Annotated in this window: 20 protein-coding genes; 18 read left to right on the forward strand and 2 right to left on the reverse strand. The window is 70.0% G+C overall.

Features of this window, described 5'->3' with window-relative positions; translation table 11 throughout:
• Positions 1–64: 64 nt before the first annotated feature.
• The 3 genes from ABT304_RS10370 to ABT304_RS10380 all read left to right on the forward strand — a co-directional run bounded on the left by ABT304_RS10370 (position 65) and on the right by ABT304_RS10380 (position 3277).
• Positions 65–1183 carry a sugar ABC transporter substrate-binding protein gene (locus ABT304_RS10370; RefSeq protein ID WP_160022838.1) on the forward strand — a complete coding sequence of 373 codons (1119 nt, stop codon included), beginning with the start codon at positions 65–67 and terminating at the stop codon, positions 1181–1183.
• Positions 1180–1929, forward strand: a complete 750-nt coding sequence (locus tag ABT304_RS10375; protein WP_160022840.1) for an ATP-binding cassette domain-containing protein — start codon at positions 1180–1182, stop codon at positions 1927–1929. The genes ABT304_RS10370 and ABT304_RS10375 overlap by 4 nt, the downstream gene beginning before the upstream one ends.
• 79 nt (positions 1930–2008) lie before the next feature.
• A complete protein-coding gene (locus ABT304_RS10380; protein ID WP_350714958.1) occupies positions 2009–3277 on the forward strand; it encodes a sugar ABC transporter permease in 1269 nt (422 codons plus the stop codon).
• Between the two features lie 99 nt (positions 3278–3376).
• Here the strand turns inward: ABT304_RS10380 and ABT304_RS10385 are convergent, their stop codons facing one another.
• Positions 3377–4405, reverse strand: coding sequence for a LacI family DNA-binding transcriptional regulator (locus tag ABT304_RS10385; protein ID WP_350714959.1), 1029 nt, complete (start codon positions 4403–4405; stop codon positions 3377–3379).
• Positions 4406–4564: 159 nt separating this feature from the next.
• Here ABT304_RS10385 and ABT304_RS10390 point away from each other — a divergent pair, with 159 nt between their 5' ends.
• The 4 genes from ABT304_RS10390 to ABT304_RS10405 are packed head-to-tail and all read left to right on the forward strand — an operon-like array spanning position 4565 to position 10205.
• Complete coding sequence (locus tag ABT304_RS10390; protein WP_350714961.1) at positions 4565–5857, forward strand: ABC transporter substrate-binding protein; 1293 nt, start codon at positions 4565–4567, stop codon at positions 5855–5857.
• Between the two features lie 9 nt (positions 5858–5866).
• Positions 5867–6895, forward strand: coding sequence for a carbohydrate ABC transporter permease (locus ABT304_RS10395; protein ID WP_350714963.1), 1029 nt, complete (start codon positions 5867–5869; stop codon positions 6893–6895).
• Entirely contained in the window at positions 6895–7791 is an 897-nt protein-coding gene (locus ABT304_RS10400; RefSeq protein WP_350714965.1) for a carbohydrate ABC transporter permease, read from the forward strand. The genes ABT304_RS10395 and ABT304_RS10400 overlap by 1 nt, the downstream gene beginning before the upstream one ends.
• 11 nt (positions 7792–7802) lie before the next feature.
• Complete coding sequence (locus ABT304_RS10405; RefSeq protein ID WP_350714966.1) at positions 7803–10205, forward strand: beta-xylosidase/alpha-l-arabinosidase; 2403 nt, start codon at positions 7803–7805, stop codon at positions 10203–10205.
• On the opposite strand, the gene ABT304_RS10410 is transcribed toward ABT304_RS10405, so the two are convergent.
• The gene (locus tag ABT304_RS10410) at positions 10202–11395 is read right to left on the reverse strand and encodes an ROK family transcriptional regulator (protein ID WP_350714968.1); all 1194 of its coding nucleotides are present in this window, start codon (positions 11393–11395) and stop codon (positions 10202–10204) included. The two genes, ABT304_RS10405 and ABT304_RS10410, sit on opposite strands and share 4 nt — an antisense overlap.
• Before the next feature lie 139 nt (positions 11396–11534).
• On the opposite strand from ABT304_RS10410, the gene xylA reads away from it, so the two are divergent.
• The 11 genes from xylA to ruvB all read left to right on the forward strand — a co-directional run bounded on the left by xylA (position 11535) and on the right by ruvB (position 20845).
• Positions 11535–12689, forward strand: a complete 1155-nt coding sequence (xylA, locus tag ABT304_RS10415; RefSeq protein ID WP_350714969.1) for a xylose isomerase — start codon at positions 11535–11537, stop codon at positions 12687–12689.
• Positions 12690–12699: 10 nt separating this feature from the next.
• A complete protein-coding gene (xylB, locus tag ABT304_RS10420) occupies positions 12700–14094 on the forward strand; it encodes a xylulokinase (protein WP_350714971.1) in 1395 nt (464 codons plus the stop codon).
• Positions 14095–14294: 200 nt separating this feature from the next.
• Positions 14295–14915, forward strand: a complete 621-nt coding sequence (pgsA, locus tag ABT304_RS10425) for a phosphatidylinositol phosphate synthase (protein ID WP_160022858.1) — start codon at positions 14295–14297, stop codon at positions 14913–14915.
• Complete coding sequence (locus tag ABT304_RS10430) at positions 14912–15685, forward strand: inositol monophosphatase family protein (protein WP_350714973.1); 774 nt, start codon at positions 14912–14914, stop codon at positions 15683–15685. The genes pgsA and ABT304_RS10430 overlap by 4 nt, the downstream gene beginning before the upstream one ends.
• A gap of 92 nt (positions 15686–15777) precedes the next feature.
• Positions 15778–16674, forward strand: coding sequence for a pyridoxal 5'-phosphate synthase lyase subunit PdxS (gene pdxS, locus ABT304_RS10435; RefSeq protein WP_160022862.1), 897 nt, complete (start codon positions 15778–15780; stop codon positions 16672–16674).
• A complete protein-coding gene (gene pdxT, locus ABT304_RS10440; RefSeq protein ID WP_350714975.1) occupies positions 16671–17243 on the forward strand; it encodes a pyridoxal 5'-phosphate synthase glutaminase subunit PdxT in 573 nt (190 codons plus the stop codon). The genes pdxS and pdxT overlap by 4 nt, the downstream gene beginning before the upstream one ends.
• A 107-nt stretch (positions 17244–17350) precedes the next feature.
• Positions 17351–18118: a YebC/PmpR family DNA-binding transcriptional regulator gene (locus ABT304_RS10445; protein ID WP_350714976.1), complete on the forward strand. Its 768-nt coding sequence runs from the start codon at positions 17351–17353 to the stop codon at positions 18116–18118.
• 120 nt (positions 18119–18238) lie between these two features.
• Positions 18239–18481 (forward strand): DUF6458 family protein, encoded by a 243-nt coding sequence (locus ABT304_RS10450; RefSeq protein WP_350714978.1) that lies wholly within the window; start codon positions 18239–18241, stop codon positions 18479–18481.
• A gap of 196 nt (positions 18482–18677) precedes the next feature.
• Positions 18678–19160, forward strand: coding sequence for a crossover junction endodeoxyribonuclease RuvC (ruvC, locus tag ABT304_RS10455; RefSeq protein ID WP_502890315.1), 483 nt, complete (start codon positions 18678–18680; stop codon positions 19158–19160).
• Positions 19157–19756 carry a Holliday junction branch migration protein RuvA gene (gene ruvA / locus ABT304_RS10460; protein ID WP_350714981.1) on the forward strand — a complete coding sequence of 200 codons (600 nt, stop codon included), beginning with the start codon at positions 19157–19159 and terminating at the stop codon, positions 19754–19756. Before ruvC ends, ruvA begins: the two co-directional genes overlap by 4 nt.
• A 6-nt stretch (positions 19757–19762) precedes the next feature.
• On the forward strand, positions 19763–20845 hold the full coding sequence (gene ruvB / locus ABT304_RS10465) for a Holliday junction branch migration DNA helicase RuvB (RefSeq protein ID WP_160022874.1): 1083 nt from the start codon (positions 19763–19765) through the stop codon (positions 20843–20845).
• Positions 20846–20852 lie beyond the last annotated feature (7 nt).

Raw genomic sequence — 20852 nt, forward strand, 5'->3', positions numbered from 1 at the left:
GCTGAAGGAGATAGGTTGCACCCCGACGTGACTTAGATCACACCCAGGACTGAGGAGTTCGACGATGAACACGCACAAGATCGGCCGCCTGATGGCGGTCGCAGCGGTGGCGACCCTGTCGACCGCATCGCTCGTGGCATGTGGAGGCTCGGATGACGGTGGCGACTCGGGTGACTCGGGCGGCACCGACGTCGGAGTGATCCTCCCCGACGCGACCACGTCTCCCCGATGGGAGTCCCAGGACCGGCCCAACCTCGAGAAGGCGTTCGCCGACGCGGGCCTCGAGGCCACGATCCAGAACGCCCAGGGCGACACCGCCAAGTTCGGTCAGCTGTGCGACAGCATGATCAACGAGAACGTCAAGGTCATCATCATCACCAACCTCGACTCCGAGTCGGGCGCGGCCTGTCTGAAGAAGGCCGCCGACGCGGGCGTGACGAGCATCGACTACGACCGGCTGACGCTCAACGGCGGCGCCTCCTACTACGTCTCCTTCGACAACGTGAAGGTCGGCGAGCTGATGGGCACGGGCCTCGACGAGTGCATCACCGCCGCGGGCAAGAAGGGCGGCAACATCGTCTACGTCAACGGCGCGGCCACCGACAACAACGCGGCCCTGTTCAAGTCGGGCTACGAGAAGGCGCTCGAGCCGAAGATCGCCGACGGCACCTACAAGCTCGTCGGCGACCAGTCGGGGGAGTGGGACGCCACCAAGGCCGGCAAGGTCTTCGACCAGATGTACACCGCCAACGGCGGAAAGATCGACGGCGTGGTCTCGGCCAACGACACCATGGCCGGCGGCATCATCGCCCGGCTGAAGGCCAACAACGCCCAGGGCAAGATCCCGGTGACCGGCCAGGACGCCTCGGTCGAGGGCCTGCAGAACATCCTGCAGGGCTTCCAGTGCGGCACCGTCTACAAGAACACCGCGCTCGAGGCCAAGGCCGCCGCGGACCTGGCGATCGCGCTGATCGAGGGCGACGAGGAGGCTGCCGAGGCGCTGGCCACCGGCAGCGTCGAGGACACCGAGGCCGGCACGGACGTGCCCTCGGTGCTCGCCGAGCCCGTCTGGGTCACCAAGGAGAGCGTCAAGACGGTCATCGAGGACGGCCAGGCCGACGCCGCCGAGGTGTGCGCCGGCGCGATCGCCGACCTGTGCACCGAGAACGGCGTGCCTCAGTGAGTTCGCTGCTGGAGCTGCACGGCGTCGAGAAGTCCTTCGGCGCCGTGCAGGTCCTGCGCGGAGTGGACCTCACGGTGCAGGCGGGCCGGGTCACCGCGCTCGTCGGCGACAACGGTGCCGGCAAGAGCACGCTGGTCAAGGGGATGGCCGGGATCCATCTCTTCGACGCCGGTGACTACCTCTTCGAGGGAGAGCCGGTGAAGGTGACCAACCCCAAGGACGCCGCCGCGCTCGGGATCGAGGTGGTCTACCAGGACCTCGCGCTGTGCGACAACCTCGACGTGGTCCACAACATGTTCCTCGGCCGGGAGATGAAGCGGCTCCGGCTGGTCGACGAGGACAGCATGGAGCAGCGTGCCCGTGAGACGCTGGACGGTCTCTCGGTGCGTACGCTGAAATCGGTGCGTACGCCGGTGGCCTCCCTCTCCGGTGGCCAGCGGCAGACCGTGGCGATCGCCCGCGCCGTGCTGTGGAACTCGAAGCTGGTCATCCTCGACGAGCCGACCGCGGCTCTCGGCGTGGCGCAGACCGAGCAGGTGCTCCGGCTGGTGCGGCGCCTGGCCGACCGGGGTCTCGGCGTCCTGCTGATCAGCCACAACCTCAACGACGTCTTCGAGGTCGCCGACGACATCGCGGTCCTGTATCTGGGCGGCATGGTCGGGCAGATCGAGGCCTCCTCCACGACCCGCGAACGGGTCGTGCAGGCGATCACCACCGGCGTCGTCCCTGAGGGAGGTGCGGCATGAGCGAGCGCAAGCGAGCGAGCGATCGGGCCTTGCATGCCACCGCCTCCGTATTCTGGCGCTTGCGCCACGGAGGTGTGGCATGAGTACCGACACCGATGACCCGACGATCGCGGCGGCACCGGACCCGGAGCCCGACAACTCGCTGGGCGGGATCTTCCGGGCCTACATGGCCAAGCTCCGGGGTGGTGAGGTCGGCTCGCTGCCCGCGGTGCTGGGTCTGATCGCGCTGGTCGTGGTCTTCTCCGCGCTGCGTCCCGAGCAGTTCACCAACTCGTTCAACTTCGCCAACCTGATCGGCCAGTCGGCAGGCGTGACCGTGCTCGCGATGGGCCTGGTCTTCGTGCTGCTGCTGGGCGAGATCGACCTGTCGGCGGGGTTCGCGGGCGGCACGTGTGCCGGCGTGCTCGGGGTGTGCCTGACCCGGCAGGAGTGGCCACTGATCCCGGCGCTGCTGGCGGCTCTGCTCACCGGAGCGGTGATCGGCCTGACCATCGGGCTGCTGGTGGCCCGGCTCGGGATCCCGTCGTTCGTGGTCACGCTGGCCGCGTTCCTCGGGCTGCAGGGCGTACTGCTGACGATGATCGGCGAGGGTGGGACGATCCCCATCCGCAACGACTTCATCAACGGCCTCAACAACGCCAACCTGCCGGTCTGGCTCGGCTGGGTGCTCGGCATCCTCTGCATCGTGGGCTATGCGGGCTCGACGTACATCACCGATGCGCGCCGCCGCGCCAAGAACCTCACGGTGCAGCCGATCCTGCTGTGGGCGCTGAAGACCGGGCTGTTGACGGTCGTGGTGCTCGCGGTGGTCGGCTACCTCTCCGTCGAGCGCAGCCGCAATCCGGCGCTGACCTCGCTCAAGGGGGTGCCGGTCGCGCTGGTTGTGATCGTCGGTCTGCTGATCCTGCTCACCTTCACGCTGACCCGCACCTCCTGGGGCCGGCACGTCTACGCGGTCGGCGGCAACGCCGAGGCGGCACGGAGGGCCGGGATCAACGTGTTCCGGGTGCGCCTGTCGTGCTTCGTCCTCTGTTCCACCATGGCCGCGGTGGCCGGCATCATGATCGCCAGCCGCACCAACTCGGTGAACCCGAACACGGGTGGCGAGACGACCCTGCTGTACGCCGTGGGCGCCGCCGTCATCGGCGGCACCTCGCTCTTCGGCGGCAAGGGCCGGGTCATCGATGCTGTCATCGGCGGCACGGTCGTGGCCGTCATCGACAACGGGATGGGCCTGCTCGACCAGCCCCAGGGCACCGTCTGGATGGTCACCGGCCTGGTTCTCCTGGTCGCGGCCAGCGTCGACGCGATCTCGCGGCGGAGAGCATCGGCGACAGGGCACGTGTAGCGGGCTCGTTCCGCCGTCAAGGTATGCAGGCGAAGGCGCACATCCCCAGCGGAGCTCCGCACGGGATGTGCGCCTTTCGCTGCATACCCTGACGCAGGCTCAGGCGGGCGGAGCGGTGCTGCTGCGCTCGACCAGCTCGGCGGGCAGCCGCAGGTGGCGCTCGGTCTGCTTGCCCTCGAGCAGCTCGAGCAGGAGCTCGAGAGCGGCCCGGCCCATCTCGTGGAGCGGCTGGGCGACGGTGGTGAGCGGGGGAGTGGCGTCGCGGGCCTCGGGTACGTTGTCGAAGCCGATCACCGAGAGGTCCTCGGGCACGCGCAGGCCCAGCGAGCCGGCGACCTCGATGACCTTGATCGCGGAGATGTCGTTGGCGGCGAAGATGGCGGTCGGGCGCTCGCCGGCCGGGAGCGAGAGCAGCTCGCGAGCCGGCGCCTCGGCGAGCTCGGGGTGGTAGCCGCCCACCCGGATGAGGTCGGGGGAGACGCTGAGACCGGCGTCGTGGAGAGCCTCGCGGTAGCCCTGCTCGCGCAGGCCTGCGGAGCGGAGGTCGGGGCGCCCGCCGAGGAACCCGATGCGCCGGTGGCCGAGCCCGATCAGATGGTCGACGGCGAGCCGGGCGCCGGTGATGTTGTCGGCGTCGACGGTCATCGGGCCGTCCGGGCCAGTGTGGGGGTCGATCGCGACGACCGGGATGGTGGTCTCGTCGGTGATGATCATCGACGGCGTGACCACGATCGCGCCGTCGATCAGGGTGTGTCCGAGACGGGAGAGCGAGCGGCGCTCCCAGCCGGTGTGGTTGTGGGCGCCGGTGCGTCCGGCGTGGGCCAGCAGCTCGTAGCCGGTGCCGTCCAGGGCTGCCGAGATGCCCTTGAGGAGCTCGGCGGAGTAGGGCTCGAACTCGGCCACGAGCACGCCGATCACGCCGGTGGACTTGCGGCGCAGGCTCGAGGCGATCAGTGAGGACTGGTAGCCGAGCTCGTCGATGACCGCGAGCACCTTCTCGGCCGTCGCCTCGCTGACGCCGTAGCGCTCGTTGATCACCTTGGAGACGGTGGCCACCGAGACGCCGGCCTCGCGGGCAACGTCAGTGATGGTCACCCGGCGCGGGCGTGGCTGATCGAGCGTGCTCATGGCCCGACAGTAGCCCACTCGGGCCAAGTTCGATAACCATCTACGAAAACGTTATCGACAACGATTGACATCGGCCCCGACAAGCGCCATGCTCAACCCCGACGATGTGGCGGCAGTCACATACCCATACATCCAGAGCTGTGACGAAGAGGTCCCAAGATGTCGAGGAAGACACAAGCGCTCGCCGCGCTGTGCGCCGGATTGATGATTGCCGCCACCGGTTGTGGTGGCTCGGACGACTCCGGTGGCGGCGACGACAACACCATCATCTGGTGGCACAACTCCAACAACGATCCCGGGAAGGGCTACTACGAGCAGGTCGCCAAGGACTTCGAGAAGGAGAACCCCGGCGTCGACGTCAAGGTGCAGGCGTTCGCCCACGAGGACATGCTCACCAAGCTGGACGCTGCGTTCCAGAGCGGTGACCCCGAGCAGATCCCCGACGTCTACATGGAGCGTGGCGGCGGCGAGCTCGCCGACCACGTCGAGGCGGGGCTGACCAAGGACCTGAGCGAGGACGCGGCCGACGAGATCGAGATGATCGGCGGCTCGGTCGCCGGCTGGCAGGTCGAGGACAAGACGTACGCCCTGCCGTTCTCCATCGGAGTCGTCGGCTTCTGGTACAACAAGGACCTCTTCGTCAAGGCCGGCATCAGTTCCGCGCCGAAGACGATGGATGAGTTCTACGCCGCCGTCGACAAGCTCAAGGCCGCGAACATCGCACCGGTCTCGGTCGGTGCCAAGGACGCCTGGCCGGCCGCGCACTACTACTACTGGACCGCGGTCCGGGAGTGCTCGCAGGACGTGCTGACCTCGGCGGTCAAGAGCCTCGACTTCTCCGACCCCTGCTTCGAGAAGGCCGGTGAGGACGTCGTCGACATCGTGGCGAAGGAGCCGTTCAACAAGGGCTTCCTCTCCACCGGCGCCCAGGAGGGCCCGACCTCGGCCTCCGGCCTCCTCGCGACCGAGAAGGTCGCCATGGAGCTCGCCGGCCACTGGGAGCCCGGCGTGATGCAGGGCATCACCGAGGACAAGAAGGGCCTGGGCGAGAAGACCGGCTGGTTCTCCTTCCCGACCATCGACGGTGGCCAGGGCGACCCGGCCGCGCAGATGGGCGGCGGTGACGCCTGGGCTGTTTCCGAGGGCGCTCCCGACGCATCGGTCGACTTCGCCAAGTACCTGCTCTCCACCGACGTGCAGAAGGGCTTCGCCGAGAACGGGATGGGCCTGCCGACCAACCCCGAAGCGGTCGGCTCGCTGACGGACCCCGCTCTGGCCGACCTGATCCAGGTCCGGAACAGCGCTCCGTACGTCCAGCTCTACTTCGACACCGCGTTCGGCCAGTCCGTCGGCGGCGCCATGAACGACGCCATCGTCAACGTCTTCGCGGGCAAGGGCTCGGCCGCTGACATCGTCACGGCCACCCAGGCCGCGGCGGACAAGGAAAAGTGAGTCGAACCTGTGACACACGACGTGACCGACCCCGCTCGGGCGGTGCCAGGACACGCCACATCGGGAACCCGGCGTACAGCACCTGTACGCCGGGCCCCCGGCGGTACGAAGGGTGCCGGACCCAGTGGTGACGCCTGGCGCAAGCGCCTCGAGATCCTTGTCTTCGTCACCCCCGCACTGGCGCTCATGGCGCTCTTCGTCGCCTGGCCGATCATCACCGCGGTGCGCTTCTCGGTCTACGACTGGAAGGGCTTCGGCGACCTGACCGACTTCGTCGGCCTGGAGAACTACGCCGAGGTCCTCGGCGACGAGGTCTTCCACAGCGCGATCGCCCACAACGCGGTGATCGTCGTGGGCTCGATCCTGCTCCAGTTGCCGCTCGGAGTGGCGATCGCGCTGCTGCTCAACCGGAAGATGCGGGGTCAGGGCCTGCTCCGGACCATCATCTTCGTGCCGTACGTCCTCGCCGAGGTCATCGCCGCGGTGGTCTGGCTGCAGCTGCTGCAGCCGCAGTACGGCTTCGTCGACGCGTTGACGGCACAGGTCGGGCTGACCCCGCCCGACCAGGGCTGGCTCGGCACCCCGGAGTACGCCCTGTGGATCGTGCTCCTGGTGCTGACCTGGAAGTACCTCGGCTTGGCCGTGCTCCTCTTCCTGGCCGGCATGCAGGGGGTCCCCGAGGACCTCTACGAGGCTGCCCAGCTCGATGGCGCCTCCTGGTGGCAGACGCAGTGGCAGATCACGATCCCGCTGCTCGGCCCGACCATGCGCACCTGGGCCTTCCTGTCGATGATCGGGTCGATCCAGTGCTTCGACATGATCTGGGTGCTCACCCAGGGCGGTCCCGCCAACGCCACGAACACCATGGCGACGTACCTCATCGACGAGGGCACCAAGCGGCACAACTACGGCATCGCCGGTGCCGCGTCGGTGATCCTGTTCGTGATCGCCTTCGCGATGGCCCTCGCCTACCAGGTCCTCATCCTGCGTCGTGACGTCTCCGACGACGCTCCCCGTAAGAAGCGAAAGGTGGCGTGATGGCCAGCGTTACCCTCGACCCGATCGCGGAGGCCCCCGGCGACTCCGGCGGAGCACCCCGCCGGCGCCGCCGCGCCGGCTCCGACGGCGGCAACCTGTGGGTCTACCTGATCGCGCTCGTCGTGGTCGCGATCACCGTCGGCCCGGTCCTCTACGGCGCGATGGGAGGCTTCCGCACCAACGCCCAGCTCGCCGACAAGCCCGCCGGGCTGCCCGACCCCTGGGTCTGGACGAACTACGCGGGAGTGCTGAACAACCCCTCGTTCTGGCAGTACGCACTCAACTCGACGATGATCGCGATCATCACCACGGTGGTGACCGTCGTCTTCGGGCTGATGGCGGCGTACCCGCTGGCCCGCTACCAGTTCCGAGGGCGCGAGGCGCTGTTCATGGTCTTCGTGCTCGGCCTGCTCTTCCCGGCCGCGGTGGCGATCATCCCGCTGTTCATCATCATCACCCGCAACCTGCAGATGGCGAACACGTGGTGGGGCGTGGCCCTGCCGCAGGCGGCGTTCGCGCTGCCGATGACGGTGGTCATCCTCCGGCCCTTCCTGATGGCGCTGCCCAAGGAGCTGGAGGAGGCCGCCCTGATCGATGGTGCCAGCCGGATCGGCATCTTCTGGCGGGTCCTGATGCCGCTGTCCGCACCAGGGATGATCACCGTCGGGGTACTGGCCTTCGTGACCTCCTGGAACGCCTACCTGCTGCCGCTCCTGCTGCTGCAGGACAAGATGCGCACACTTCCGCTCGGCGTCGCCGACTTCTCCACCGAACACTCCGCCGACACCGCCGGTGTCCTCGCGTTCACCACGCTCGCGATGATCCCGGCTCTCGTGCTCTTCCTCGCCTTCCAGCGCCGGCTCGTCAGCGGCCTGCAGGGCGCGGTGAAGGGCTAGTAGGGACAACTGTGACTGAAAACGCCCCCCTCCCCGCCTGGCCGCACGTCTCCGACCGCGTGCGTGACCTGCATGCCCAGATGACCTTGGAGGAGAAGCTCGCCCAGATCGTGGGCTACTGGCTCGATCGCGGCGGCGACGTCGTCGCGCCGATGGCCAACGAGATGAGCAGCAACATCTCGGGAGGCGACCGCCGACTCTCGGAGATCACCGCCCACGGCCTGGGCCACTACACCCGGGTCTACGGCACCCGGCCGGTCGAGCCCGCCGAGCGGGCCGCCTGGCTGTGGGCCGAGCAGAAGCGCCTGGTCGAGGAGACCCGGCTGGGGATCCCCGCGCTGGTCCACGAGGAGTGCCTGACCGGACTCGCGACCTGGGAGGCGGCGACGTTTCCCACCCCCCTGGCCTGGGGAGCCACCTTCGACCCCGAGGCGGTCGAGGAGATGGCGGCGATGATCGGGTCCGACATGCGCGACCTCGGCATCCACCAGGGCCTGGCGCCCGTGCTGGACGTGATCCGGGACGCGCGCTGGGGCAGGTGCGAGGAGGCCATCGGCGAGGACCCCTACCTCGTGGGGACGGTCGGCACCGCGTACGTCCGCGGGCTGCAGTCGGCCGGTGTGCATGCCACGCTGAAGCACTTCGTGGGCTACTCGGGCTCGCGGGCCGGGCGCAACCACGCGCCGCTCTCGGCGGGTCCGCGCGAGATAGCCGACATCTTCCTGCCGCCGTTCGAGATGGCGGTCCTCGACGGTGGGGTGCGCTCGGTGATGGCGTCCTACAACGACATCGACGGTGTGCCGCAGCATGCCTCGGTCGAGCACCTCACCACGCTGCTGCGCGAGACCTGGGGCTTCGACGGGGTCGTGGTCGCCGACTACTTCGGTGTCGCGTTCCTGGCAGTGATGCACGCGATCGCCGCCGACCGCGGTAGGGCAGCTGCGTACGCCCTCGAGGCAGGTGTCGACATCGAGCTGCCGAGCGGGGATGCCTACCTCGAGCCGCTCGCGGCGCTGATCCGTTCCGGCAAGGTCTCCGAGGCGATCGTCGACCGGGCCGTGCTGCGCGCGCTGAAGCAGAAGGAGGAGCTCGGTCTTCTCGACGAGTCCTTCGCGGCCGGTCTGGAGGAGGGGGCGCCGGAGTCGATCGACCTGGACTCCCCGGCCCACCGCTCGCTGGCCCGGCGGCTCGCCGAGGAGTCGGTCGTGCTGCTCAGCAACGACGGGGTCCTCCCGCTCAGAGGCGACCTCGGCAAGGTGGCGATCATCGGACCGAACGCCGACCGCTCCGAGGCGCTGATGGGCTGCTACTCCTTCGTCAACCACGTGATGGTGAGCTACCCCGAGAAGCCTCTGGGCATCGAGCTGCCGACGATCGCCGAGGCGGTCCGGGCCGAGCTCGGCGCCTCCTCCTGCGAGGTCGTCGCCGGGTGTGACGTCGAGGGCACGGACCGCTCCGGCTTCCCTGCCGCGGTCTCCGCCGCCGAGGAAGCCGACGTGGCCGTGGTCGTCGTCGGCGACCAGACCGGCCTCTTCGGCCGCGGCACGGTGGGGGAGGGCAACGACTCCGAGTCGCTCGAGCTCCCCGGCGTCCAGCGCGAGCTGGTGTCCGCGGTTGTCGCGACCGGTACGCCCGTCGTGCTCGTGGTCGTCACCGGCCGCCCGTACGCCATCGGGTGGGCGCTCGACGACGAGACCCGCCCCGCCGCGGTGCTGCAGGCGTTCTTCCCCGGCGAGGAGGGCGGTGCGGCGCTGGCGCGCGTCATCTCCGGCGCGGTCAACCCGTCGGGCCGGCTCCCGGTCTCGCTGCCGCGAGTCTCCGGGACCCAGCCCTACAGCTACCTCCAGCCGCTGCTGGGCGGTCCGTCCGAGGTCACCAGCACCGACCCGACGCCGGCCCGCCCGTTCGGCTTCGGGCTCTCCTACACCACCTTCGGTTACAGCGGGCTCTCGGCCGACCGCTCGGTCGAGGCGGGTGGCGCCTTTGGTGTCGAGGTGACCGTCACCAACCTCGGTGACGTCGCCGGTGTGGACGTGATCCAGCTCTACGGACGCGATCTGATCGCTTCGGTGGTCCGCCCGGTCACGCAGCTGCTCGGCTACCAGCGGGTGGCGCTGCAGCCGGGCGAGTCGGCGACCGTACGCTTTGACGTGCCGACGACCCGGTTGGCCTTCGCCGACCGCAGCTACGACCGCGTCGTCGAGCCCGGTGATGTCGAGGTCTGGGTCGCCGCCTCGGCAGGGGAGAAGGTCGCCACCGCCGTGGCCGAGGGCATCGCGGAGCTCTCTGACGTCGAAGCCGCTTCGGCCGCCGGCGTGTCAGGCATCGACAAGGCGCTGGTCACGGTCACCGGTGACGTCCACCGGGTCAGCACCGCTGACCGGCGGATCACGACGGTGACGGTCTCGCGCTAGGAGCGCTGGGCGGCTTGCCGGGCGAGATGGGCGGCGGGATCGGCGATGACGCGGCGTACGACGGTCCCGGCCGCTCCGCGCACGGCGGCGTCGCTGCCGAGCCCGGAGACCAGCAGCCGGGGCGGTTCGACGGCACCGGTGTGGTGGCTGATCGAGGCCGCGGTCGCCGCGGTCAGCCAGGGTGCGAGCGTGGCGAACGCGCCACCGAGCACGATCGCGGTGGGGTCGAGGAGGGTGATCACCGAGGCGAGCGCGACTCCGAGGTGCCGTCCGGCGTCGGCGACGGCATCGAGCGCCGCCTGATCGCCGGCCTCGCAGGCCCGCGTGAGGTCGGCCATCGTCGCCACCTGCGCGCGGGCGAGGATCTCCTGCTGCCCGGCCATCCGCTCCAGGCAGCCGTGGCCGCCGCAGCCGCACCGCGGGCCGTCGGGGGCCACCACGACGTGACCCAGCTCGCCGGCGCCCGCGTGCGCGCCGCGGAAGACCTCGCCGTCGATCACGATGCCGCCACCGATGCCGATCTCGCCGGAGACGTGCACGAAGTCGCGCAGGGGAGCGCCGTCGTGCTCGTGACCGCCGAACCACATCTCGCCGAGAGCCGCCAGGTTGGCCTCGTTCTCGACGTCGACCTCGAGCCCGGTGCCCTCACCGACGGCGTCGGCGAGGTCGACCCGGGCCCAGCCCAGGTTGGGGGTGCGTACGACGGCTCCCTCGACCGTCAGCCCGGGCACCGCCACGCAGGCTCCGGACAGCGGCAGGCCCTGGGAGGCGGCGCTGCGGGCGGCGGTGCGGGCCAGATCGACGAGGTCGGCGACCACCTCCTCGACCTCGCGGCCGCGGTTGTCCCGGCGTACGACGTGGTGGTAGCGCGGCACGCCGGTCAGGTCGGTCACCACGGCAGCCAGGTAGTCGACGTTGACCTCCAGGCCGAGGCCGGCGACGCCTCCGGGAGCGAGGTTGAGCGCCGTGGCGGGCCTGCCACGCTCGGTCGCGGCCGGAGCGCTCTCCCGGATCAGGCCGGCGGAGATCAGATCGGACACCAGCCCGGATACCGACGACTTCGTCAGGCCGGTGCGCGCAGCGACCTGCGCCCGGGAGACCGGGCTGGTGCGGGCGACCTCGCCGAGCACGAGCGCGAGATTGCTCGCCCGCATCCCGGCATGCTGGGCAGGCTCGGTTCTCACGGTCATGCACGGGATTAGACCAAGTTCTGAACTTTAGGTCAAGCGACCCGCTTACAGGTGTCCGAAGGGTTGACAATGTGACGGTCGTCGCGTTTCATGATCCTTATATAGTCCGAGTCATGAACTAATGTGAGGAAGCAAGGCTATGACCGATTACACCCCCACCTCCGAGGACAAGTTCACCTTCGGGCTGTGGACCGTGGGCTGGAACGGGCAAGACGTGTTCGGCTCGGCGAGCCGGCCTCACCTCGACGTCGCCCACTCGGTGCACAAGCTGGCCGAGCTCGGCGCCTACGGCATCACGTTCCACGACAACGACGTCTTCGCGATCGACGCGAGCGACGCCGAGCGCCAGGCGGAGATCGACAAGCTCAAGGCCGCTCTGGACGAGACCGGTCTCAAGGTGCCGATGGCCACCACCAACCTCTTCGGCCACCCGGTCTTCCGTGACGGTGGCTTCACCTCGAACGACCGCGAGGTGCGCCGCTACTCGATCGCCAAGGTCGCGCGCAACATCGACCTCGCCGCCGAGCTCGGCGCCACGACGTACGTCATGTGGGGTGGCCGTGAGGGCGCTGAGTCCCACGCTTCCAAGGACATCGCGGCGGCGCTGGACCGCTACCGCGAGGCGGTCAACCTGCTCGGCGACTACGTGACCGAGCAGGGCTACGACATCCGGTTCGCTATCGAGCCGAAGCCCAACGAGCCCCGCGGCGACATCCTGCTGCCGACCATCGGCCACGCGCTCGCCTTCATCAACACCCTCGACCGCCCCGAGTTGGTCGGCCTCAACCCGGAGGTCGGTCACGAGGAGATGGCCGGGCTCAACTTCGCCTCCGGCGTCGCCCAGGCGCTGTGGCACGGCAAGCTCTTCCACATCGACCTCAACGGCCAGCACGGCCCGCGCTTCGACCAGGACCTCCGCTTCGGCGCGGGCAACCTGCGCGGTGCGTTCAACCTGGTCGACCTGCTGGAGTCCAAGGGCTACGACGGCCCGCGCCACTTCGACTTCAAGCCGCCGCGCACCGAGGACGAGGACGGCGTGTGGGCGTCGGCTGCGGGCTGCATGCGCAACTACCTGGTGCTGCGTGAGCGGGCCAAGGCCTTCCGGGCGGACCCGGAGGTCAAGGCTGCGCTCGAGGCCTCGCAGGTCGAGGAGCTTTCCGTGCCGACCCTGGCCGAGGGCGAGACGCTCGCGGACATCCGCACGGCGACCTACGACATCGAGAAGCTGGACCACGGCTACGCGTTCGAGCACCTCGACCAGCTGGCCATGGACCACCTCCTCGGGCTTCGCTAGGTTGCCGGGCATGCCGCTCGTCGCCGGGGTCGACTCCTCGACCCAGTCCTGCAAGGTCGTCGTCCGTGACGCGGAGACCGGGGCGCTGGTGCGCTCCGGCTCCGCGCCGCACCCCGAAGGCACGGAGGTGGACCCGGCGGCGTGGTGGACCGCGCTCGAGTTCGCCGCCGAGGCCGCCGGTGGACTCGATGATGTCGCCGCCGTCTCCGTCGGCGGGCAGCAGCACGGGATGGTGTGCCTGGACGAGGCCGGAGAGGTCGTACGCCCCGCACTGCTGTGGAACGACACCCGCTCGGCCGGCGCGGCCGCCGCGCTCAACACCGAGCTGGGTGCCGCGGCCTGGGCCGATGCCGTCGGTTCGGTGCAGGTCGCCAGCTTCACCGCCACCAAGCTGCGCTGGCTCGCCGAGCACGAGCCGGATTCGGCGGCGCGGGTCGCGGCGGTGTGCCTGCCCCACGACTGGCTGACCTGGAAGCTCGCGGGTGCGCCGGGGCTGGAGGCGCTGCGTACGGACCGGAGCGACGCCAGCGGCACCGGCTACTACTCGGCGGTGACCGGCGAATACCGTCGGGACCTGCTCAAACGCGCGCTCGGGCGCGACGACGTCGTGCTGCCGGAGGTGCTCGCGCCCTCGGCCTCGGCGGGACGTACGCCGGCCGGGGTGCTGCTCGGCCCCGGCTGCGGCGACAACGCCGGCGCGGCCCTGGGCGTGGGTGCCCGGCCCGGCGACGTGGTCGTCTCCATCGGCACCTCCGGCGTCGCCTGCGCGGTCTCGGAGACACCCACCTCGGACGCGTCCGGCACCGTGGCGGGCTTCGCCGACGCCACCGGCCGCTACCTGCCGCTGGTCGCCACCCTCAACGCCGCGCGCGTCCTCGACGCCACCACCCGGCTGCTCGGGGTGAGCCACGAGCAGCTCTCCCGGATGGCGCTCGAGGCCCCCTCGGGCTCCGGCGGCCTGGTCCTCGTCCCTTACCTGGAGGGTGAGCGCACCCCCGACCGCCCGTCGGCTCGTGGTGTGATCCACGGGCTGACCCTGGCCACCGCCGAGCCCGCTTACCTCGCGCGCGCCGCCGTCGAGGGACTGCTCTGCGGCCTCGCCGACGGCATCGACGCGCTGAAGTCCCAGGGCGTCGCGGTCGACCGCGTCCTCCTCGTCGGCGGCGGCGCCCGCTCCGAGGCCGTACGCCGTCTCGCCCCCGTCGTCCTCGGCCACCCCGTCCTCGTCCCCGAGCCGGGGGAGTACGTCGCCGACGGCGCCGCCCGTCAGGCCGCCTGGCTCCTCACCGGCGGCGAGGAGCCTCCGACCTGGGAGCTCGCCGGCACCGAGACCTACGAGGCCGACCCCGACCCCGCCGTACGCGCCCGCTACGCCGAGGTCCGCGACCTGACCGAAGGCGTATAGCCGAGGCGTCACCCCGGTCGGCCGAGACGTCGCCCCGGTCGGCCGAGACGTCACGTACGTCGGCCGAGATGTCACCCGCTGACCTCTCGGTCGACGCGAGTGACGCCTCGGCCGACGCGGGTGACGCCTCGGCAGAATGTGAGTGACGTTTCGGCGCGCGCAGGTGACGCCTCGGCGGGATCCGATAGCGTGGCCGCGCCATGTTGGATCACATCAAAGGCTTCGTTCAGGGAGTCGTCCTCGCGCCCATCGTCCGGCTGTTCGTGGCGCTGAAGATCAGCCCCGACCTCGTGACGCTCGTCGGCACCATCGGAGTTGCGGTCGGCGCGCTGGCCTTCTACCCGCGCGGCGAGCTGCTGGCCGGCACGATCTTCATCACCTGCTTCGTCTTCAGCGACCTGATCGACGGTGCGATGGCGCGTGCCGTCGGCCGCACGAGCAAGTTCGGTGCCTTCTGGGACTCCACCCTCGACCGGATCGGCGACGGCGCGGTCTTCGGCGGCCTCGCCCTCTACTTCGCCGGACCGGGCGACTCCGACCTCTACCTCGCGCTGACCCTGTGGTGCGTCGTGATGGGCGCAGTCACCTCCTACGCCCGCGCCCGCGCCGAGTCGCTGGGGTTCACCGCCAACGTCGGCATCGCCGAGCGCGCCGACCGTCTGGTCCTGGTCCTGGTGATGACCGGCTTCGCCGGCATCTTCTCCCTCGACCTGCTCATCTACATCGCGCTGTGGATCCTCGCCGTCGCCTCGACCGTCACTGTCGGCCAGCGCGTCTGGACCGTCCGCAAGCAGGCCCTCGCCGAGGAAGCCGCGTCGTGACCGCGCCGACCGAGGCAGACGTACGTCTGGCCGCGGAGCTCGTCCGCGGCGCCGGCTCGCTCGCCGCGAAGATGCGCATCGAGGGCATCGGCGACTCGATCGAGACCAAGACCTCGGTCTCCGACCTGGTCACCGCCGCCGACAAGGCCGCCGAGAAGGCGATCGTCGAACGACTGGCGGCCGAGCACCCAGGTGACGGCATCCTCGGCGAGGAGGGCTCGGCCCGCGAGTCGACCACCGGCCGGGTGTGGACGATCGACCCGGTCGACGGCACGTACAACTTCGTACGCGGCCTCGACTGGTGGTGCTCGGCGCTGGCGCTGACCGACGGCGACGACATCGTCTTGGGTGCGATCTACTCGCCCACCGAGGACGCGGTCTACGTCGGCGGCCCCGAGCTGCCCACGACCCGCAACGGTGTCCGGCTCGACGCGATGCCGGATACGCCGCTCGCCCTCGCCTGCCTCACCACCTACCTCCACCCCTCGAAGCTGAAGCACCCGGTCGGCGAGGCGTACGTCCGCGTCGCCAGCCAGGCCGCCTCCATCCGGATCCTCGGCTCCGGCTCGATGGACCTCACCGCCATCGCCCAGGGAAAGCTCCACCTCTTCTGTCAGCACTCCGTCCCCGACTGGGACCGCCTTCCCGGCGCCGCCCTCGTCCTGGGCGCCGGCGGAGCCACGACCCAGGTGGAGGCCGGTGGTGTCACCTGGTCGCTGGCCGGCACCCCCAGCGCGTTGGCCGAGGCTGCCGAGGCGTTGACCGGGTAGCAGTCCACTTGGAGCAGTCCACTTTGGGAACAGTGGCCTGACCAGGCCTTTCCGAGGGTGGCGTACGCCTTGTCCCGACCTACGATCGCCCCATGGCAACAAGCATGAACGAGACGGGAACCTCGCGAGTCAAGCGCGGGATGGCGGAGATGCTCAAGGGCGGCGTGATCATGGACGTGGTCACCGCCGAGCAGGCGAAGATCGCCGAGGACGCCGGGGCGGTGGCGGTGATGGCGCTCGAGCGCGTCCCCGCCGACATCCGCGCCCAGGGCGGTGTGAGCCGCATGTCCGACCCCGACATGATCGACGGCATCATCGAGGCCGTCTCCATCCCGGTCATGGCCAAGGCCCGGATCGGCCACTTCGCCGAGGCCCAGGTGCTCCAGAGCCTCGGGGTGGACTACATCGACGAGTCCGAGGTGCTGACCCCGGCCGACTACGAGAACCACATCGACAAGTGGGCCTTCACCGTGCCGTTCGTGTGCGGCGCGACCAACCTCGGCGAGGCCCTGCGCCGTATCACCGAGGGCGCGGCGATGATCCGCTCCAAGGGCGAGGCCGGCACCGGCGACGTGTCCAACGCGGTCACCCACATGCGTACGATCCGCCGCGAGATCCGCCGCCTCGGTGCCCTCGCCGAAGACGAGCTCTACGTGGCCGCCAAGGAGCTCCAGGCTCCCTACGAGCTGGTCAAGGAGGTCGCCGAGAACGGCAAGCTCCCGGTCGTCCTGTTCACCGCCGGCGGCATCGCGACCCCGGCCGACGCCGCGATGATGATGCAGCTCGGCGCCGAGGGCGTCTTCGTCGGCTCCGGCATCTTCAAGTCCGGCAACCCGGTCCAGCGCGCCGAGGCGATCGTCAAGGCGACCACCTTCCACGACGACCCCGACGTCGTCGCCAAGGTCTCCCGCGGCCTCGGTGAGGCCATGGTCGGTATCAACGTCGACGAGCCGGCCAGGTCGATCCAGTTCGCGGAGCGCGGCTGGTGACCACCCTCGGCGTACTCGCCCTCCAGGGCGACGTCCGCGAGCACCTCGCCGCCCTCGACCGCCTGGGGGTGAAGGGAACGTCCGTACGTCGTCGCGAGGAGCTCGACGCGTGCGACGCGCTCGTCATCCCCGGCGGTGAGTCGACGGCGATGTGGCGCCTGGCGCGTACGTTCGACCTGCTCGACCCGCTTCGGGAGCGGGTCCGGGGCGGGATGCCGGCGCTCGGCACCTGCGCCGGGATGGTGCTCCTGGCAGACCGGCTGCTCGACGCGGCCCAGGGCCAGGAGACCATCGGCGGGCTCGACATCACGGTCCGGCGCAACGCCTTCGGGCGGCAGACGGAGTCGTTCGAGACCGACCTGGAGGTCACTGGGCTGGATGAGACGGTCCACGCCGTCTTCATCCGGGCGCCGTGGGTCGAGGAGATCGGCCCAGGTGTCGAGGTGCTGGCGAGCGTGGGGGAGCACCCCGTCGCCGTACGTCAGAACCAGCTCATGGCGACCTCGTTCCACCCCGAGGTCAACGCCGACGACCGGCTGCACCAGCTCTTCGTCGACACCTGCTGCTGACGGTGACGTACCGCACGTAGTTAAGATGGGGGCATGCTGCCCTGTGTTGACTCCGGAGGCGGCTCGACAAGCATCAGCGACGACGCGGGGCAAAGGACGGTTTCCAGATGAGCGGCCACTCCAAGTGGGCAACGACGAAGCACAAGAAGGCGGCGATCGACGCCAAGCGCGGCAAGCTCTTCGCCAAGCTCATCAAGACGATCGAGATCGCAGCCAAGACCGGCGGTCCCGACCCGTCGGGCAACCCGACCCTCTATGACGCGATCCAGAAGGCCAAGAAGCAGTCGGTGCCCAACGACAACATCGACCGCGCGGTCAAGCGCGGCGGTGGGCTCGACGGCGGCGGGGTCAGCTACGACACGATCATGTACGAGGTCTACGGCCCCCAGGGCGTCGCGCTCCTCATCGAGTGTCTGACCGACAACCGCAACCGGGCGGCCATGGAGGTGCGCACCGCGGTCACCCGCAACGGCGGCACCATGGCCGACCCCGGCTCGGTGAGCCGGCTCTTCGACCGCAAGGGCGTCGTCGTCGTGGCCAAGGCGCAGGAGGGCAAGGAGATCTCCGAGGACGACCTCCTCGAGGCCACCCTCGACGCCGGTGCCGAGGACGTGAACGACCTCGGTGAGTCCTTCGAGATCGTCTCCGACCCGTCCGACGTCGTCGCGGTCCGCACCGCGCTGCAGGACGCCGACATCGACTACGACTCCGCCGAGGTCCAGTTCGTCGCGAGCATGGACATCCCGGTCGCCGACGCCTCGTCGGCCGAGAAGGTCTTCAAGCTCATCGACGCCGTCGACGACCTCGACGACGTACAGAACGTCTTCTCCAACGCCGACGTCCCCGACGAGGTCATGGAGACCGTCGACGCCTGACCTGCGGCGCCGAGCGCGCTGTCGTCCCCTTGCGAACCGCCTCATGCCCGGGGTGGATGCTGGGTACCCGGAAGGTCGCGAACCGCCACCAGGGCGCGTTCCCGCTGGAAGGAGGACACGATGGGATACGGCGTAGGAGCGATTCTGCTCGTGGTCGGGCTGATCCTGGCGCTGGCTGTGCACGTCTCGGTCAGCGGGGTCGATCTGACGATGATCGGCTGGATCCTGGCCGCCGTCGGAGCGTTGGTGCTGATCCTGACCGCTGTGACGCTGAACACCGGCGGTCGCTCACGCACGGTCGCGAGGCGGAGGCATGCAGACGGTACGGAGACCGTCGAGGAGCGGCGGACCGATAGCCTGTGAGCGCAGGAGGCCTCTACAGCGACTGGTGACCTCCGAGGCGCGTTGCGTCATCCTGAATGAGGGTGTCGTAGCGCCGGAGGCAGCGGCCGGCAGGTAGTCTACGAACAGACGTTCGACACCCGGCCGGCCCGGTCGTTGTGGAAGAGGTGCTTCAGTGCGCGTGCTTGGGATCGACCCCGGCCTGACCCGGTGCGGGATGGGCGTGGTCGACGGCTCCCTCGGCCGGCCGCTGTCGATGGTGGACGTCGGCGTGATCCGTACGTCCTCCGATCTCCCCGTCTGGGAGCGGCTGGTGACCATCGAGAAGGGGATCGACGCCTGGATCGAGGAGCACCGGCCCGACGCGGTCGCGATCGAGCGGATCTTCGCGCGGTCCGACGTCTCCACGATCATGGGTACGGCCCAGGCCAGCGGCCTGGCGATGGTCTGCGCCGCGCGGCGCGGTCTCCCGGTCGCCCTGCACACGCCCTCGGAGGTCAAGGCGGCCGTCTCCGGCAACGGCCGCGCCGACAAGGCCCAGGTGACCGCCATGGTGACCCGCATCCTGCGGCTCTCGACCCCGCCCAAGCCCGCCGACGCCGCCGACGCGCTGGCGCTGGCCATCACCCACCAGTGGCGCGGAGGCGCCCAGAACCGCATCGAGGCCGCGCTCGCCGCGGCCGGAAGGACAAAGAAGTGATCGCGTCCGTACGCGGCAAGGTCGCCGCCGTCAGTCTCTCCACCGCCGTCGTCGAGGTCGGCGGGATCGGCATCGAGCTGCTCTGCACGCCCAACACCCTGGCCACGCTCCGCACCGGCGAGGAGGCGCACCTGCCGACCAGCCTGGTCGTGCGCGAGGACTCGCTGACCCTCTTCGGCTTCACCGACACCGACGAGCGCACGCTCTTCGAGCTCCTCCAGACCGCCTCCGGTGTCGGCCCGAAGCTCGCCCAGGCGATGCTCGCGGTCCTCTCGCCCGACGGCATCCGGCTGGCCATCGCGGGCGAGGACGCCAAGACCCTCACCAAGGTCCCCGGCATCGGGCAGAAGGGTGCCCAGCGGATCATCCTGGAGCTCAAGGACAGGATCGGCGCCCCGACCGGCACCGCCTCCGCCCCTGCGCGCGCCACGACAGCGGCGCCGTGGCGCGACCAGGTCACCGAGGCCCTCGTCGGCCTGGGCTACAACGCCCGGGACGCCGACAAGGCGGTGACCGCGATCGAGCCCGAGGCCGGCGACCAGGCCAACATCTCGTTGCTGCTCCGGGCAGCTCTACGCACCCTTTCGAAGGCATAGGAACCCATGCACGAGGACGACCTGGACCGAGCCGAGGAGGACTACTTCTCCTCGCTCACCATCGCCGAGGCCGACGGTGACGACCGGGCCGTCGAGGCCGCGCTGCGCCCGAAGACCCTCGACGAGCTCATCGGCCAGCAACGCGTCCGCGAGCAGCTCGGCCTCGTCCTGGAGGCGGCGCGGCAGCGTGAGCGGGCCCCCGACCACGTACTCCTCTCCGGGCCGCCGGGCCTCGGCAAGACCACCCTCGCCATGATCATCGCGGCCGAGATGTCGGCGCCGCTTCGGATCACGAGCGGTCCGGCGATCACCCATGCCGGCGACCTGGCCGCGATCCTGAGCGGGCTCAACGAGGGCGAGGTGCTCTTCGTCGACGAGATCCACCGGATGAGCCGACCCGCCGAGGAGATGCTCTACCTGGCGATGGAGGACTTCCGGGTCGACGTGGTGATCGGCAAGGGCCCGGGCGCGACCGCGATCCCGATCGACCTGCCGCCGTTCACGCTCGTCGGCGCGACCACGCGCGCCGGCCTCCTTCCCGGCCCGCTCCGCGACAGGTTCGGCTTCACCGGACATCTCGAGCTCTACGACCCGGCCGACCTCGAGCTGATCGTGCGCCGCTCCGCGGGGCTGCTCGACGTCACCCTCAAGGACGACGGCGCCGCCGAGATCGCCGGCCGCTCCCGAGGCACCCCGCGGATCGCCAACCGGCTGCTGCGCCGCGTACGCGACTATGCCCAGGTCAAGGCCGACGGCACGGTCACCCAGCAGATCGCCGAGAAGGCGCTCGATCTCTACGAGGTCGACCCGCTCGGCCTGGACCGCCTCGACCTGGCCGTGCTCGACGCCCTGTGCCGGAGGTTCGGCGGCGGCCCGGTGGGCATCTCCACCCTCGCCGTCGCGGTGGGGGAGGAGCGCGAGACGGTCGAGGAGGTGGCCGAGCCGTTCCTGGTGCGTACCGGCTTCCTGGCACGTACGCCGCGGGGCCGGGTCGCGACCCCGGCAGCGTGGGAGCACCTCGGCCTGCCGGTGCCGGCCAACGCCGAGGCTGCGGCCTGGTCCAAGGAAACGCTCTGGGATGAGGCCTGATTCACAG

The organism is Nocardioides sp. NPDC000445, from assembly GCF_040300245.1.
Classification (GTDB): domain Bacteria; phylum Actinomycetota; class Actinomycetes; order Propionibacteriales; family Nocardioidaceae; genus Nocardioides.